This is a genomic window from Actinophytocola sp., from assembly GCF_036402745.1.
Taxonomy (GTDB): domain Bacteria; phylum Actinomycetota; class Actinomycetes; order Mycobacteriales; family Pseudonocardiaceae; genus Actinophytocola.
The window spans coordinates 1-13563 of the sequence record NZ_DASWSJ010000108.1 but is presented as its reverse complement, the minus strand read 5'-3'; the positions used below and the strand labels follow the sequence as shown (position 1 = coordinate 13563).

The 13563-nt window shown below is 72.0% G+C and carries 16 protein-coding genes; 6 read left to right on the top strand and 10 right to left on the bottom strand.

Going from position 1 to position 13563, the window contains the following annotated elements:
- The 3 genes from VGD70_RS10360 to VGD70_RS10350 form a co-directional block, all read right to left on the bottom strand.
- Positions 1–873: zinc-binding alcohol dehydrogenase family protein (locus VGD70_RS10360; protein ID WP_331080514.1), on the bottom strand; the 873-nt coding region annotated here is incomplete at its 3' end.
- Positions 874–1034: 161 nt separating this feature from the next.
- Entirely contained in the window at positions 1035–2270 is a 1236-nt protein-coding gene (locus VGD70_RS10355; protein WP_331080512.1) for a family 16 glycosylhydrolase, read from the bottom strand.
- A 107-nt stretch (positions 2271–2377) separates the two neighbouring features.
- Positions 2378–2866: a MarR family winged helix-turn-helix transcriptional regulator gene (locus VGD70_RS10350; RefSeq protein ID WP_331080510.1), complete on the bottom strand. Its 489-nt coding sequence runs from the start codon at positions 2864–2866 to the stop codon at positions 2378–2380.
- A gap of 66 nt (positions 2867–2932) precedes the next feature.
- On the opposite strand from VGD70_RS10350, the gene VGD70_RS10345 reads away from it, so the two are divergent.
- Together VGD70_RS10345 and VGD70_RS10340 are read left to right on the top strand one after the other, a co-directional pair.
- The gene (locus VGD70_RS10345; protein ID WP_331080508.1) at positions 2933–4477 is read left to right on the top strand and encodes an LLM class flavin-dependent oxidoreductase; all 1545 of its coding nucleotides are present in this window, start codon (positions 2933–2935) and stop codon (positions 4475–4477) included.
- A 346-nt stretch (positions 4478–4823) separates the two neighbouring features.
- Complete coding sequence (locus VGD70_RS10340) at positions 4824–6110, top strand: GGDEF domain-containing protein (protein ID WP_331080506.1); 1287 nt, start codon at positions 4824–4826, stop codon at positions 6108–6110.
- On the opposite strand, the gene VGD70_RS10335 is transcribed toward VGD70_RS10340, so the two are convergent.
- From VGD70_RS10335 to VGD70_RS10325, 3 genes are all read right to left on the bottom strand, one after another.
- Positions 6107–6379, bottom strand: a complete 273-nt coding sequence (locus VGD70_RS10335) for a hypothetical protein (RefSeq protein ID WP_331080504.1) — start codon at positions 6377–6379, stop codon at positions 6107–6109. The two genes, VGD70_RS10340 and VGD70_RS10335, sit on opposite strands and share 4 nt — an antisense overlap.
- 124 nt (positions 6380–6503) lie before the next feature.
- A complete protein-coding gene (locus VGD70_RS10330; protein ID WP_331080502.1) occupies positions 6504–6647 on the bottom strand; it encodes a hypothetical protein in 144 nt (47 codons plus the stop codon).
- A gap of 5 nt (positions 6648–6652) precedes the next feature.
- Positions 6653–7885 carry an MFS transporter gene (locus VGD70_RS10325; RefSeq protein ID WP_331080500.1) on the bottom strand — a complete coding sequence of 411 codons (1233 nt, stop codon included), beginning with the start codon at positions 7883–7885 and terminating at the stop codon, positions 6653–6655.
- Positions 7886–8000: 115 nt separating this feature from the next.
- On the opposite strand from VGD70_RS10325, the gene VGD70_RS10320 reads away from it, so the two are divergent.
- The 4 genes from VGD70_RS10320 (at position 8001) to VGD70_RS10305 (ending at position 10992) form a co-directional block, all read left to right on the top strand.
- Entirely contained in the window at positions 8001–8339 is a 339-nt protein-coding gene (locus tag VGD70_RS10320; RefSeq protein ID WP_331080498.1) for a YciI family protein, read from the top strand.
- Complete coding sequence (locus VGD70_RS10315; RefSeq protein ID WP_331080496.1) at positions 8336–9571, top strand: RNA polymerase sigma factor; 1236 nt, start codon at positions 8336–8338, stop codon at positions 9569–9571. Before VGD70_RS10320 ends, VGD70_RS10315 begins: the two co-directional genes overlap by 4 nt.
- Before the next feature lie 63 nt (positions 9572–9634).
- Complete coding sequence (locus VGD70_RS10310) at positions 9635–10174, top strand: TIGR03086 family metal-binding protein (RefSeq protein WP_331080494.1); 540 nt, start codon at positions 9635–9637, stop codon at positions 10172–10174.
- On the top strand, positions 10174–10992 hold the full coding sequence (locus VGD70_RS10305; RefSeq protein ID WP_331080492.1) for an alpha/beta hydrolase: 819 nt from the start codon (positions 10174–10176) through the stop codon (positions 10990–10992). Before VGD70_RS10310 ends, VGD70_RS10305 begins: the two co-directional genes overlap by 1 nt.
- Positions 10993–11088: 96 nt before the next feature.
- On the opposite strand, the gene VGD70_RS10300 is transcribed toward VGD70_RS10305, so the two are convergent.
- The 4 genes from VGD70_RS10300 to VGD70_RS10285 all read right to left on the bottom strand — a co-directional run bounded on the left by VGD70_RS10300 (position 11089) and on the right by VGD70_RS10285 (position 13558).
- Complete coding sequence (locus VGD70_RS10300) at positions 11089–11262, bottom strand: hypothetical protein (RefSeq protein WP_331080491.1); 174 nt, start codon at positions 11260–11262, stop codon at positions 11089–11091.
- Between the two features lie 159 nt (positions 11263–11421).
- Positions 11422–12219: an alpha/beta hydrolase gene (locus VGD70_RS10295; protein ID WP_331080490.1), complete on the bottom strand. Its 798-nt coding sequence runs from the start codon at positions 12217–12219 to the stop codon at positions 11422–11424.
- Between the two features lie 14 nt (positions 12220–12233).
- Positions 12234–12974, bottom strand: coding sequence for an SRPBCC domain-containing protein (locus VGD70_RS10290; RefSeq protein ID WP_331080488.1), 741 nt, complete (start codon positions 12972–12974; stop codon positions 12234–12236).
- A complete protein-coding gene (locus VGD70_RS10285; protein ID WP_331080516.1) occupies positions 12974–13558 on the bottom strand; it encodes a helix-turn-helix domain-containing protein in 585 nt (194 codons plus the stop codon). The genes VGD70_RS10290 and VGD70_RS10285 overlap by 1 nt, the downstream gene beginning before the upstream one ends.
- Positions 13559–13563 lie beyond the last annotated feature (5 nt).

Here is a 13563-nt window from a genome sequence, read left to right as displayed (position 1 = left end):
GATCCGCCCGCCGGCCAGCAGGCCGATGATGGTGGACCAGGCGAGACGCGACTGCGCCGCATCGACCGCGGTCAGGGAGAACCCGTGCAGGCTGGCACGGCGCCGTACGACCTCGCCGATCGGCAGCTGCGCGACCCTGCCGCCGGCCCCGCCGACCAGCACGATCCGCCCTCCGGTCGCCAGCGCCCCGGCGATCTGCGCGGTCAGCTCCCCGCCGACGCCGTCGACGGCGAGGTCGATCCCGCCGGCGAAGCCGTCGCCGAGCCCGTCGGCCAGCCGGTGCCGTTCGAGGTCGGCCACCGCGATCCCGTACGCCCACGGCGCCGCGCGTACGGCCTCGGCCTTGGCCGTGCTGCCCGTGCTGCCGGCCACGGCGGAGGCGCCCAGGGCGCGGGCCAGCTGGGCGGTCGCGTTGCCGACACTGCCGCCGATGGCGGGAGAGAAGACACGTGCGCCCCGCGAGAACATGCCCAGCCGCAGGGCGAGCACGGCGGTGAGGTACGCGATCGGCACCGTGGCCGCCACCTCGTCGGAGACGTTCACCGGTATCTCGGCCAGGTTCTGTTCCGGGATCACCGCGAACTCGGCCATCGTGCCGTCGGCGGTCACGCCGACGGGGCCGGCGAAGAACATCACGCGAGTGCCGGGCTCCCAGCGGCCGGCGGGGTCGGCGACGACGACGCCCGCACCCTCGTTGCCCAGCGTGACCGGCCCTGGCATGGCGCCGGTGGCGACGGTATGGTCCCACGGCGTTACTCCGGCGGCGGTGACCTGCACCAGCACCTCTCCGATGCCGGGGGTGGGCTCCTCGACGTACTCGACGCGCAGGTCGGTGGTGTGCTCGGTGATCGGATACGCACGCGCCGCCTTCAACACCGCCCCCTTCGCAGCCCCCCGGAGCGGACGCTGACGCGGCACGATGTCCCCGAGTGCCGCTTTCGTCCCTGCCGTCACTCGGCATACCCCCGGCACCGGCGCGGCACGCCTGATCGGGGCCGGTACCTGCCGGTATGGCAGGCACCGGCCCTGGATCCTCAGGACGGAAGCGTCCACTTCTGGTTGGCGGCGGAACCGTTGCAGTCCCAGATCTGCAACCGGGTGCCGTTGGCCGAACTCGGGCCGGTCGCGTCCAGGCATCTGCCCGACCCGGCGTTGACCAGCGTCCCGCCCGATCCGGGCTGCCACTTCTGCGCGGCGGAGCCGTTGCAGTCATACAGCTGCACCTGTGTGCCGTTCGCCGTACCGGCCGACGTCACGTCCATGCACTTGCCGAGCGCCCGCAGGGTCTGGTCCGAGCCCACGGTCCAGCTCTGCGCGCTGCTGTTGTTGCAGTCGTACAGCTGGACCGCCGTGCCGTTCGCGGTGCTCGCCGCGGCCACGTCGGCGCACTTGCCGCCGTAGCCGGTGATCCGGCCCGTCGCACCCGAGCCACCACCGGTCGAGCCGGTGGTGACGTGCACATAGTCCACGACGAGCTGCTGGGGGAAGGTGGTCGAACCGTCCGGGTCGCCCGGCCAGTACCCGCCGACCGCGAGGTTCATGATGATGTAGAACGGGTGGTCGAACACCCAGTGGTTGCCGTTCAGGTCGGCCGGCGTACGGGTCTCGTACGCGTGGCCGTCCACCGACCACGTGATGGTGTTCGGCGCCCAGTCGACCGCGAAGGTGTGGAAGTCGTCGGCGAACGCGCCGCCGACGGAGAAGGGCGCACCGATCCCGCCGGAGCCGGAGTAGCCGGGGCCGTGGATGGTTCCGTGCACTGTGGACGGTTCGAAGCCGACGTTCTCCATGATGTCGATCTCGCCGCACTGCGGCCAGCCGGCGCCGCCGATGTTGTCGCCGAGCATCCAGAAGGCCGGCCACATGCCCTGGCCGCGGGAGATCTTGAGCCGGGCCTCGTAGTGCCCGTAGGTCTGGGTGAACCTGCCCGAGGTGTTGAGCCGGGCCGAGGTGTACTCGCAGGTTCCGTACCAGCACTGGTAGTTGGCGGGGTTCTCCCGGCGCGCGGTGATCACGAGGTTGCCGTTGCCGTCGAGCGCGGCGTTGCTGGTGGAGTTCGTGTAGAACTGCCGTTCGTGGTTGTTGACGTTGTCGCCGGTCTCGAGCTGCCACTTGCTCGCGTCGGGCGCGGTGCCGGCCGCCCCGTCGAACTCGTCGGCGAACACGACCGCCTGGGCGTCGGCCGGCGCTTTGTCGGCGTTGGCGACCGCCCCCGGCAGCGTGGCCGCGGCCACCGCGGCTACGGCGAGCAGGGTGATGCGTGCGGACATCATTGTCGGCTCTCCGTTCGTTCAGGAGCTGAACATTTGTTGCGCGCGCCAACAAAGCATGCCGGTCTAGACCACACGCCCACAACCCGACGATCGGCGGGTTGTGGCTAGCGCCTGGGGCGGCTGGCGCTGATGTCCTCGACCACCGCGCAGGTGCTGTCCACCGGGTCCAGCGCGTTCGCGTGCGCGGCCAGCCGGGTGAGCAGGGCCTTCAGGGTCTGCTGCTCGTCGCCGGGGAGGCCGGCGAGGATGTGCGCCTCGGCGTGCGCGAGGCGTTCCTCGAGCCGGCACAGCAGTGCGCGGCCGGGCTCGGTCGCCACGATCTGACGGGTGCGGCGGTCGGCCGGGTCGGGCTTGCGTGCCACTAGGTCGGCACGCTCCATGTCGTCCAGGAGATAGGTGAGCACCGTGCGGTCGATGCCGAGCTGGGCACCCAGGATCGACTGCGACGGCGCCTCGTCCCGCGCGGCGGCGGTAAGCACCTGGTAGCCGCGGTGCCCGCCGGGCACGTCGGCCATCACCGTGTTGCTCGCCTTGACGTAGGCACGGAAGACCACGCCGAGCGTCCAGCCGAGGTCGCCGTCCAGTGCCGTCATGGGCCCTATGATACGCGGCACATGAGAACGTCTGTCAGACAGAATATCCCGTGGCATACTTGTTCCATGCCCGACTATGGCCACCCACTCGAGTTCGGCGTCTTCCTGCCACCCGCGGCGGAAGCTGCCGGAGACACGCTCACCCTCGCCCGGCTCGCCGACCGGCTCGGGCTCGACCTCGTCAGCGTGCAGGACCATCCTTACCAAGGGGGCTTCCTCGACACCTGGACGCTGCTGTCGGTGATCGCGGCCAGCACCACCAAGGTCCGCGTCTTCCCCAACGTCGCCAACCTCCCGCTGCGCCCGCCCGGCGTGCTCGCGCGCAGCGTGGCGAGCCTCGACATCCTCTCCGGCGGCCGCGCCGAGCTCGGCCTCGGCGCCGGCGCGTTCTGGGACGCCATCGAGGCCATGGACGGCCCGCGCCGCACCCCGGCCGAGTCGCTCGAGGCACTCGACGAGGCCATCAAGGTCCTGCGCGCGCTGTGGACGCCCGGCCGCGGCATCCGGCTCGACGGCAAGCACTACCGGCTCGCCGGCGCGCACCCCGGTCCGTTCCCCGTGCACGACGTCGGCATCTGGGTCGGCGGCTACAAGAAGCGCATGCTCGGGCTCATCGGCCGCGCCGCCGACGGCTGGCTGCCCAGCTCGCCCTACGTGCCGCCGGAGCAGCTCGCCGGTATGAACGAGCTCATCGACGAGGCCGCCGAAGCCGCCGGTCGGTCCACATCGGACATCCGGCGGCTGTACAACATCGCCGGCTCGTTCGCCGGCTCCGGCGCGGAGTTCCTGCGTGCCCCGGCCAAGGTCTGGGTCGAGCAGCTCGCCGAGCTCACCCTCACCGACGGCATCAGCGGCTTCGTCCTCATGGTCGACCGCGACGGCGACGACGACCTGCGCCGCTTCGCCGAGGAGGTGGCGCCCGCGGTGCGTGAGCTGGTGGCCCAGGAGCGCGATCTCGGCAGCGCGCCGAGGACGCCCGCGGCCATCGAGCCCGTGGCGCCGCGGGAGAACAGCCGGCTCGGCGTCACCCCGACCCCCGACGACGGCACCCGCCTGTCGAGCACGCGGTTGTGGGACGAGACGCGGCGCCCGACCGGCCCCGAGGCCGACCCGGACGCCACCTACGTCGACCACGGCCGGATGACCGGCCAGCACCTGATCGAGATCCACGACCACCTGCGCGGCGAGCTCGACCGGGTGCGCGGGCTGGTCCGGCAGGTCATGGAGGGCTCACTCGACGTCGGCGCCGCCCGGTCGGAGATCAACGAGATGACCATGCGCCAGAACAACTGGACGCTCGGCGCGTTCTGCGAGAGCTACTGCCGGTTCGTCACCATGCACCACTCGCTCGAGGACACGTCGTTCTTCCCGCAGATCCGCCGCGCGGACCCGCGCCTGGCCCCGGTGCTGGACCGGCTGAAGGAGGAGCACCACGTGATCCACGACGTGCTCAACCGGGTGGACGCCGCCCTCGTCGCCACGGTGAGTGACCCGAACGGGATCCTCGAGCTGAGCGACGCGGTCGACCTGCTCACCGACACGCTGCTCTCCCACCTGTCCTACGAGGAGCGTGAGCTGGTGGAGCCGCTGGCCCGCCTGGGCATCGCTTAGAACACCGGCTGGAATGGATGAAAGGCGCTCGTCGTGCCATCTCCACGGCGAACGCCTCCCATCAGTCGCGCGTCAACGCCATTCGGCGGGCCGACCGGTGTTCTTGGTTGAAGACATGACACCTCCTCGAGCAGGTGCTCGCTCAGGGTCGTCACTCGTTTGGAGTCGCGACACTGTGTGTCCGAGCCATTACCGTTGACCCTCGTTGCGAAGGGACACGGTAGTGCACGGTGCGGATCATCCTGACCCCGTGCAGGGGTGGCGGCGGCTGACGCCCAACCGCTGGACCCTATGGTCCCTCCCCAGGTTCGTGCAGGTATACATCCTCTCGGCCGAATTCGCCGCGGTGGCCGTCGTAACGGCCACCGCGGCGCTTTATCCGGTCACCACCCAACACTGGATCTGGCTCGGCCTGCTGGTGCTCGCCTCGACGGTGCACCTGGAGGCAGCCCGCGGCATGGAGCGGCTCCGCGAGATCGCCGCGGAGGGCGCGCCGTACAACCACCTGCAGACCGTGTGGTTCTTCGCCGCGATCCTGTTGCTGCCGCCGCCGTTGATCTGCCTGCTGTTCGTCGTCAGCTACATCTACAACTGGTTCCGGGTCTACCGTCGCCGCGCGCTGGTGCATCGCAAGATCTTCTCCGCGGCCACCGTCGTGCTGGCGAGTGCCGCGGCCTACGCCGTGCTCGCGGCCGTCTACCCCACGCACTCCGAGCCGTTCGCCACCGCTCTGGACAGCCCGCGCGGGCTGGCCGCAGTGGTCGCCGCCGGCGCGCTGTACCGGCTCGTGAACTACGGGCTCGTCGTGTTCGTCATCGTCGCCACCAACCCGGACCAGCCGCCGCGCATGGCACTCGGGCACGCCAGCGACCAGCTGATGATCGCCGGCGCGATCGGCCTCGGCGGCGGCATCGCGGTCATGGTCGCGGCGCACCCGTGGTGGACGCCGCTCCTCGTCGTCACGGTCTTCTCGCTGCACACCGGGCTGCTGATGCCGCAGTTCCGCGACGCCAGCCGCAGCGACGCCAAGACGGGCCTGTTCGACTCGGTGTTCTGGGCCAAGCTGGTCTCCGACGAGATGGACCGGGCCCGGCGCCTCGACGGCACGCTCGGCGTGCTGCTGCTCGACCTCGACCACTTCAAGCGGGTCAACGACCGCTACGGCCATCTGGCGGGCGACGCGGTGCTGCGCGCGGTCGCCGATGCGATCAAGCACTCGGTGCGCGGCCACGACATGGTCGGCCGGTACGGCGGCGAGGAGTTCTCCGTGGTCATGCCCGGCCTCGACGCGGCCGACGTCACGGTCACCGCGGAACGGATCCGCGCCGCGGTCGCGTCGCTGAAGGTCACGACCACGGATCTGGACGGGGTCGAGCGGGTGATCAGCGGGCTCACCGCGTCGGTCGGCGCGGCGATCTTCCCCGGGCACGGCGAGGACCGGACGACGGTGCTGCTGGCCGCCGACGCGGCCCTGTACGAGGCGAAGGCGGCGGGCCGGGACCGCACCCGGGTGGCCGGCACGGCGCCGCGGGACGGGACAGCGTCCAACGTCGTGCCGCTGCCCAAGCAGAGCGCCGGGCCCCAGCAGGGCACCGTGCGGCCGTTTCCCACCGCCAGGGTCCCGCAGGACTAGCTGATTGGACGCTTACCGTCGGTGACGATCTCGGCGGTGTCGGTGTCCGGGCCGAGCTCCTCGCTGAGGATCGTGTCGATCTGCCGGGACGCGCGGCGCAGCGCATTGCGGGCGCCGAGGACGAGGATGGTGCCGATGACGAGCGCGATGGCCGGCAACGGGGCCCAGGACCAGGGCGCGAGCAAGCCGACCGCACCGAGGCCGACCAGGACGAACAGGGCTGGGGTGTACCGGCCGGCGGGAGCCAGAACCGGGGACAAGGTTCGCATGACTTCCTCAGAGTGACGTGGGGTCACGGACAGCCTGGCGGCTACCGGCAGTAGTCGTGACCATTAAGATGATCGCGCTGATCACAGTACGTGTTACCCGGCGGTGGCCCGTCACTCCAATGGCCTAACTGGTGGCCTCCGCGGCCACGATGCGGACAAGGTCGCGCTCGACGTGCCCGACCGCGCCGATGTCCCACGTGCTGAAGTGCGGCGCCCGCTCGTGCGGCCGCCGGGACCGGCAGGACCGAGTACGACAGGTATGCGTCAAGCGCATCATGCTGGCTGGCCTGTGAGGGAGCCCGCGGGCCCCTCGGCGGTCCGCCAGGTCCACGTCACCCCGGCCGCCGCGACCACCCCCAGCAGTCCGGCCACACCGACGACCTGGTGCGGCGCCATCCCCTCGGCGGCGAGTCCGGCGAGCGTCACACCCAAACCCTGCGACACCTTGATGGCCGTGACCGCCAGGCCGAACGCCTGCCCCCGCCGCGAGTCCGGCACCGCGAGCACGAACGTGGTCGACGCGATCACCTGGTAGGCACTCCCGATCCCCGAGGCCACGAACAGCGCGACGACGAGCACGAGGCCCGGGTCGGCGAAGCACAGCACCAGCGGCACGCACGACGCGATCGCGAGCGGCGGCAACAGCCGCAGCCGCACCGGTTTCGCCAGCCGGGCCAGCACGAGCATCCCCGCGGCGGCGCCCGCCGCGTACCCGGCGAACATGAACCCGACCGCCACCGCACCGCTGCCCAGCGCGTGCGCGTACGGCGCGGCCAGCGCCTCGCCCGCGATGTAGAACCCGCCCAGGCACGCGAACAGCACCAGCGCGCGCAGCCGCCGGTCCGTCCACACGAGACGGGAGCCGGCGAGGAGGTCCGGCCACCACGCGCGACGCGTGTCCTCGCCCCCGCCCGCGACCGGCCGCTCCCGCACCAGCGACCACACCAGCAGCGCGGACACCGCGAACGTCGCCGCGTCCGCCAGTAGCACGCCGCCCGTGCCGATGGCCGCGACCAGCGCCCCGCCACCCGCGAAGCCGATGACCTGCGCGGCCTGGGTGACCGACTGCAGTGCCGCCTGCCCGGCCGGGTAGTCGCGCTCGCCGAGGACCGCGGGCAGCAGCGCCCCACGCGCGGCTCCCGCCGGCGCGCTGAGGAGATGCACCGCCACCAGAAGCACGCAGAGCAGCCAGATCGGCATGCCGGGCACCGCCATCAGCGCCACCAGCCCGGCGCGGGTGACGTCCGCGCCGACCATGAGGCCGCGCCGCGGGTGCCGGTCGGCGAGCCCGGACAGCAGCGGGCCGCCGACGAGGTCGGGGAGGAAGGTGAGGCCGTAGGTGAGCGCGGTCCACGCCGGTGAGCCGGTGCGGTCGAACACCAGCACGGACAGGGCCACCCGGGCGAACTGGTCACCGATGATCGATATGGTCTGCGCGGTGAACAACGCGCGGAACTCGGTGTCGCGGAAAATGCCGCGGTAGCCGACCGGCCGGCTCGTGACCACCGTTCCTCCCCAGATACGGTTGTTACCCAACGCCATCGGTTCATTACGAACCGTACTACGCGACCCGGACGACGACGAGGGTCTCGAGCGCGGAAATCCCGTGAGAGCATGAGGTGTGCGCTACCTGTTGCTGATCGGCGGCGACGGGTCCGATGCCCCGGACCTGTCGTCGAAGGACATCTGCGAGGCCGACGACGCGCTCGCCTGGGTCGAGGACGTCAAGCGCCGCGGCGCATATGTCAGCGGCGAGGTGCTGCGTCCGGCCGACGACGCCACCACCGTTCGGGTGCGCGACGGCGAGGTGCTCCTGGCCGACGGGCCGTTCGCGGAGACCAAGGAGCAGATCGGCGGCCTGGCCGTCATCGACTGCGCCAACCTCGACGAGGCTGTCGCCATCGCCGCGGCACATCCGGTCGCCCGGTTCGGGCTGGTCGAGGTGCGTCCGCTCTGGTGAGTGCCTCGGTCGAAGCCGCCGTCGCGGCGGCGTTCCGCGCGGAGTGGGGCCAGGTCGTGGCCACCCTCATCCGGGTCACCGGCGACTGGGACCTCGCCGAGGAGTGCGCGCAGGACGCCTTCGCGCTGGCCCTGGAGCGCTGGACGCGCGACGGCGTGCCCCGCAGGCCCGGCGCCTGGCTCACCACCACCGCACGCAACCGGGCGGTGGACCGGCTGCGCCGTGACGCGGTGGGTGCGGCCAAGCTGCGTGAGGTCGCCGCGCTCGCCGAGGTGGCCGCCGATCCCGAGCCGGCGGAGGAGATCCGGGACGACCGGCTGCGGCTTATCTTCACCTGCTGTCACCCCGCGCTCGCGTTCGATGCGCGGGTGGCGTTGACCCTGCGCACGCTCACCGGCCTCACCACCGCCGAGATCGCGCGGGCGTTCGTCGTGCCGGAGGCCACGATGGCCCAGCGCCTCGTGCGGGCCAAGAAGAAGATCCGCAACGCCGGCATTCCGTACCGGGTCCCGCCCGCGGACCTGCTGCCCGAGCGTACGAGCGCCGTGCTCGGCGTGCTGTACCTGCTGTTCAACGAGGGCTACGCGGCCACGGCGGGCGCCGACCTGGTGCGCCGCTCGCTCACCGAGGAGGCCATCCGGCTCGCCCGGGTGCTGGCCGGGCTGATGCCCGACGAGCCGGAGGTCGCCGGCCTGCTGTCGTTGCTGCTGCTGCACGACGCGCGCCGGTCGACCCGGGTGGACGCCGACGGTGAGCTGGTGACGCTCGACAACCAGGACCGCGGCGGCTGGAACGCCGCCGAGATCGCCGAGGGCGTCGCGTTGCTGGAGTCGGCGCTGCGCCGCGGCCGGCCGGCGCCTTACCAGGTGCAGGCGGCGATCGCGGCCTGCCACGCGACCGCGCCGACCGCCGCGGACACCGACTGGCCGCAGATCGCCTCGCTCTACGCCGAGCTCGGGAAGTACGTGCCGTCGCCGATCGTCGAGCTCAACCGGGCGGTCGCGGTGGCCATGGCCGACGGTCCGGCGGCCGGGCTGGTGCTCGTGGACCGCCTGGTCGAGGACGGCGAGCTCGCCGGCTACCACCTGCTGCCCGCGACCCGGGCCGACCTGCTGCGCCGGCTGGACCGCCGCGCCGAGGCCGCCGACGCCTACCGCGCGGCGATCGAGCTCGCGGGCAGCGACACCGAGCGGCGTTACCTCGCCGGGCGGCTCGCCGAGGTTTCCGGGTAGCGGCTGTCGATCCGGGCTTCGGTCGTTCGTCGGTGGGGTGACAACCGGATGAGGGAGGACCCGATGACCCAGCTGACCGGCATCGACGTCGCAGTGCTCGAACGCGGCTACGCGGCGACCGCCGACGTGCTCGCCGCGATCCCGGCGGGGCGGTGGGACGCGCCGAGCCCGTGTGCCGGGTGGACGGTGCGCGACGTCGCCGAGCACCTGGTCGACTCGCTCGACTTCTTCGCGGGCACGGTGTCCGGCGCGCAGGACTCCGGGCGCACGGACCTGCTCGCCGGTTTTCGTGACGCGACCGGCCGGTGCCTGGCCGCGTTCGCCCGGCCCGAGGTGCTCGCGGCCGAGCACCCGTTCCCCGGCGGTGTCCTGCCGGGCTGGGTGATCGCGCACATCAGCCTGTCGGAGTCGCTGGTACACGGTTGGGACCTCGCGACCGGCGCGGGGCTGCCGTACGCGCCGGACGCGGGCGTCGTGGCCGCGGTCGCCGCGCTGTCCGACGGCCCGGCGCCCGACGGTGCGTTCGCCGACCCGGTGCCGGTTCCCGTGGGCGCGTCGCCGTTCGAGGCGTTGCTGGGCAAGCTGGGCCGGGAGGTGCGGTGATGGTGCTCGACGTTCGCGGGGTGCGGCTGGGGGTCTCGACGTTCGGCTCGGCGTCGGCCCCGGCGGTGTTGCTGATCGGCGGCGCGGGTGCGTCGATGGACTGGTGGGAGCCGGGGTTCTGCGCGCGGCTGGCGGCCGCCGGCCGGTTCGTGATTCGCTACGACCACCGCGACACCGGCGAGTCGGTGAGTCACCCGCCGGGCGAGCCGGGCTACACCTCCGACGAGCTGTTCGCCGACGCGGCCGGGGTGCTCGACGCGCTGGGCGTGGGCCGGGCGCACGTGGTCGGCATATCCATGGGCGGGGCGATCGCGCAACTGCTGGCGCTCGGCGAGCCGGCGCTGTTGAGGACGCTGACGCTGATGTCGACCAGCGGCGGGGCGGGTGACGCCGACCTGCCGATGGGCCGGATCGAGTGGCTCGCGGAGCCGGACTGGACCGACCGGGCGGCGGTCATCGACTACCAGGTGGCGAGCCAGCGGCTGGTGACGTCGCCGACCAGGCCCTTCGACGAGGCGGCCGTCCGCGAGGTGGTGACCATCGCGTACGACCGGACGACGTCGCCGGAGTCCGCGGCGAAGAACCACTACGCGACCAAAGGCGGTGAGGGGAGCTGGCGGTCCAGGCTGCCGGAGATCACGGTGCCGACGCTGGTTCTGCACGGCACCGAGGACCCGATGTTCCCGCTCATCCACGGCGAGGCCCTGGCCCGGGAGATCCCGGACGCCCGCCTGGTTCCCTTGCCGCACACGGGCCACGAGTTCCCCCTCGAGAACTGGCCGCTGGTCCTCGACGAGCTGGTGAAGCACACCGCCTGACCCCGAACGACGCCTCCGCTGAGCCCAGCGAACGACGCCTCCGCGATGTCCGCGAAGGCGTCGTTCGTCGTCGCCGGCCCGGTCGGGCCGGACCGCTCATGCCGCGTCGTTGGTCGCACGGTGCTGCACGCGCACCCGCCGCCACCAGGAGGGGTGGCCGGCGCGCGCTGCCCGCAGGTGCTCCAGGGTGGTCCCGCGCCGCACGTCGCCCAGCGCGCGCTCCACCCGGTAGTCCATCTCGGCCCGCACGACCTCAGGCGTCCAGTTCATGTCCTTCTCCTTGTTCGCTCTGTCTTGCTGACAAGGAGAAGATTCGTCCTGAGGCCGGTACCCGGGCATCCGACGATCACCCACTACCGGCCCGCACATCCCTTACCCCGGGCACTGAGGGGCGTCGATCGGCGAGGTAAGGGGTGCTGAGGCGGTCCCTTACCCGGCGAAGAACTCCCGCAGCCACGGCGCGAGGGCCTTGGCCTTCACCAGGTGGTTCTGCCCGGGCAGGGTCCGGTAGGTGGCGTTCGGCAGCACCTCGGCGAACGCCTCGTTGCCGTTGCGCATCCAGGTCGGGCTCTTGCCGCCGTCGACCACGAGCGTGGGCAGGGTGGCCGTCGACCAGCGGGTCTCCGGCAGCGCCCGGCCCCGCTGCAGCTCGTACATGAACGCGAAGTCGTAGCGCAGCGTCGGCGCCACGGCCTTGAGCTTCGGCCACACCGGCATGAGCCGCATCAACGCGATCGCGAACCCGGGCACCTCGACGAACCGCATGAAGCTCTTGATCGCGTCACCGTGGCGGCCCTCGGCGATCATCGCGTCCAGCTGCTGGGGATAGTCCGCGGGCAGCGGGTCCCGGGAGTCGTCCACGATCACCGGCGGCTCGTACATCGCGAGCTTCGCCGCGCCGACACCCCGGGAGGCCGCCTCGAGCGCGAGCACCGCGCCGGAGGACGAGCCGTACAGCAACGGCGCGCCGCCGGCCTCCTTGGCGAGCGCCTCGAGGTCCTCGACCTCGCGCTCGAGGGCGATCTCGGTGCCCTCCCCGCTCTCGCCGCGGCCGCGCCGGTCGTAGGTGAGGACGGTGAAGTCGCTCTCGAGCTCGGCTGCCATCGGGCGGGACGGGCCGCTGTCGCGGTAGCACATCGCGCCGTCGACGATGATCAGCGGCGGTCCGTCGCCGGTGCGCTCGTAGGCGATCTTCGTGCCGTCGGCCGAGGTGATGGTGCTGGTCATGACATTCCTCCAGATCAGGCGAAGGTCGTGGTGAGCCAGGCCTGCCAGGCGCGTTCCGCGGCGCCTTCGTCGGCCTGGCCGAACAGGTGGTGGCCGGCGATGATGGGGCCGGCGAAGCCCTTGATGAACCGGTAGAGCGCGTCCCCGGTGCGCACGCCCAGCGTGTCGGCGTTGGCGAAGTACACCTCGCCGTCGATCGGCTCGAGCCCCTCCACGTCGAGATGCGCCCGGTCGCCGGGGCGGGGGATCGTGGCCAGGCCGAGGGCCTTGGTGAGCGTGGCCCAGGCGCTGTCCCAGTCGGTGATCATCGGGCCGAACGCGGTGACCGGCACCGCGGTGCGGCCGGCGAAGTGGCGCAGGTAGGTCGCGAGCGTGGCGAAGAACAGCGCGCCGCCCTTGGTCATCGCGTCGTACTCGGCCTCCCAGTCGTCGCCGGGGAGGAAGCCGCTGGCGGCCATGCGGAGCACGGTGCTGGACCGGTCGCGGCCCTCGATGAGGAACTCGTAGGCGATGAACCGGCCGTTGGGGGCGTCGTCGGAGCGGTAGGCGAAGCGGTGCAGCGGCTCCCACGCGGTGACCTTGTGCTCGGGCTGGTAGCCGCCGAACGACATCCGGACCGCGCCCTGCTCGGTGTCGACCTCGTTGCGGCCCATGAACCAGGAGTCGATGCCCGGGCCGGTCGCGATGGCCTGCCACACCTGTTCGGGTGTCGCGTCGACCTCGACCTCGTCGGCCTTGCTGAACTCGTGTCCCATCACTCGCTCCTGACCGTGGGGTGAATCGCGACGATCAGCCGGTGGTCGCGGCCGGCCCCGGCGTTCTCGTCGTGGTAGCGGCCGATCAGCGTAGTGACCGTCTGCGCGAGCTCCTCGGCGAACGCCGCCCGGTCCGCCGCGGAGGCGAAGCGGACCTCCCCGTCGAGCGCGAAGGTCGCGACGCGTTTCTGCGCCTTCGTCGCGCCGGTGATCAACGTGCCCACATCCCGCACCAACCGCGAGGCGACGGCCAGCAGCCAGCGGGCCGAGAGGCGGTCGGGCGCCCGCTCGGGATCGGGCTGCACGGCGCTGAGCGCCATCGGAGAGATGACGTAGGAGGAGGCGGTCGCCTGCAGGATGCGCTCGGTGACGTTGCCCTTGCGGCGTTCCTCGACCAGCTCCACGAGCCCGTGCTTCTCCAGCGCGCGCAGGTGGTAGTTGACCTTTTGGCGCGGCAGGCCCACCCGGTTGGCGAGGCTGGTCGCCGATCCCGGCTCGGCCAGCGCGGCCAACAGCTTGGCCCGCATGGGGTCCAGGGACACCTCGGCCGCGGCCGGGTCCTCGATCACTGCGACGTCGAACATGCCTG

What these genes read in the sequence shown, in the direction of transcription:
- VGD70_RS10355 (WP_331080512.1), bottom strand. Translation starts at nt 2,270, where the DNA reads ATGTCCGCACGCATCACCCTGCTCGCCGTAGCCGCGGTGGCCGCGGCC.
- VGD70_RS10350 (WP_331080510.1), bottom strand. Translation starts at nt 2,866, where the DNA reads ATGACGGCACTGGACGGCGACCTCGGCTGGACGCTCGGCGTGGTCTTC.
- VGD70_RS10345 (WP_331080508.1), top strand. Translation starts at nt 2,933, where the DNA reads ATGCCCGACTATGGCCACCCACTCGAGTTCGGCGTCTTCCTGCCACCC.
- VGD70_RS10335 (WP_331080504.1), bottom strand. Translation starts at nt 6,379, where the DNA reads ATGCGAACCTTGTCCCCGGTTCTGGCTCCCGCCGGCCGGTACACCCCA.
- VGD70_RS10310 (WP_331080494.1), top strand. Translation starts at nt 9,635, where the DNA reads ATGACCCAGCTGACCGGCATCGACGTCGCAGTGCTCGAACGCGGCTAC.
- VGD70_RS10305 (WP_331080492.1), top strand. Translation starts at nt 10,174, where the DNA reads ATGGTGCTCGACGTTCGCGGGGTGCGGCTGGGGGTCTCGACGTTCGGC.
- VGD70_RS10300 (WP_331080491.1), bottom strand. Translation starts at nt 11,262, where the DNA reads ATGAACTGGACGCCTGAGGTCGTGCGGGCCGAGATGGACTACCGGGTG.
- VGD70_RS10295 (WP_331080490.1), bottom strand. Translation starts at nt 12,219, where the DNA reads ATGACCAGCACCATCACCTCGGCCGACGGCACGAAGATCGCCTACGAG.
- VGD70_RS10290 (WP_331080488.1), bottom strand. Translation starts at nt 12,974, where the DNA reads ATGGGACACGAGTTCAGCAAGGCCGACGAGGTCGAGGTCGACGCGACA.
- VGD70_RS10285 (WP_331080516.1), bottom strand. Translation starts at nt 13,558, where the DNA reads ATGTTCGACGTCGCAGTGATCGAGGACCCGGCCGCGGCCGAGGTGTCC.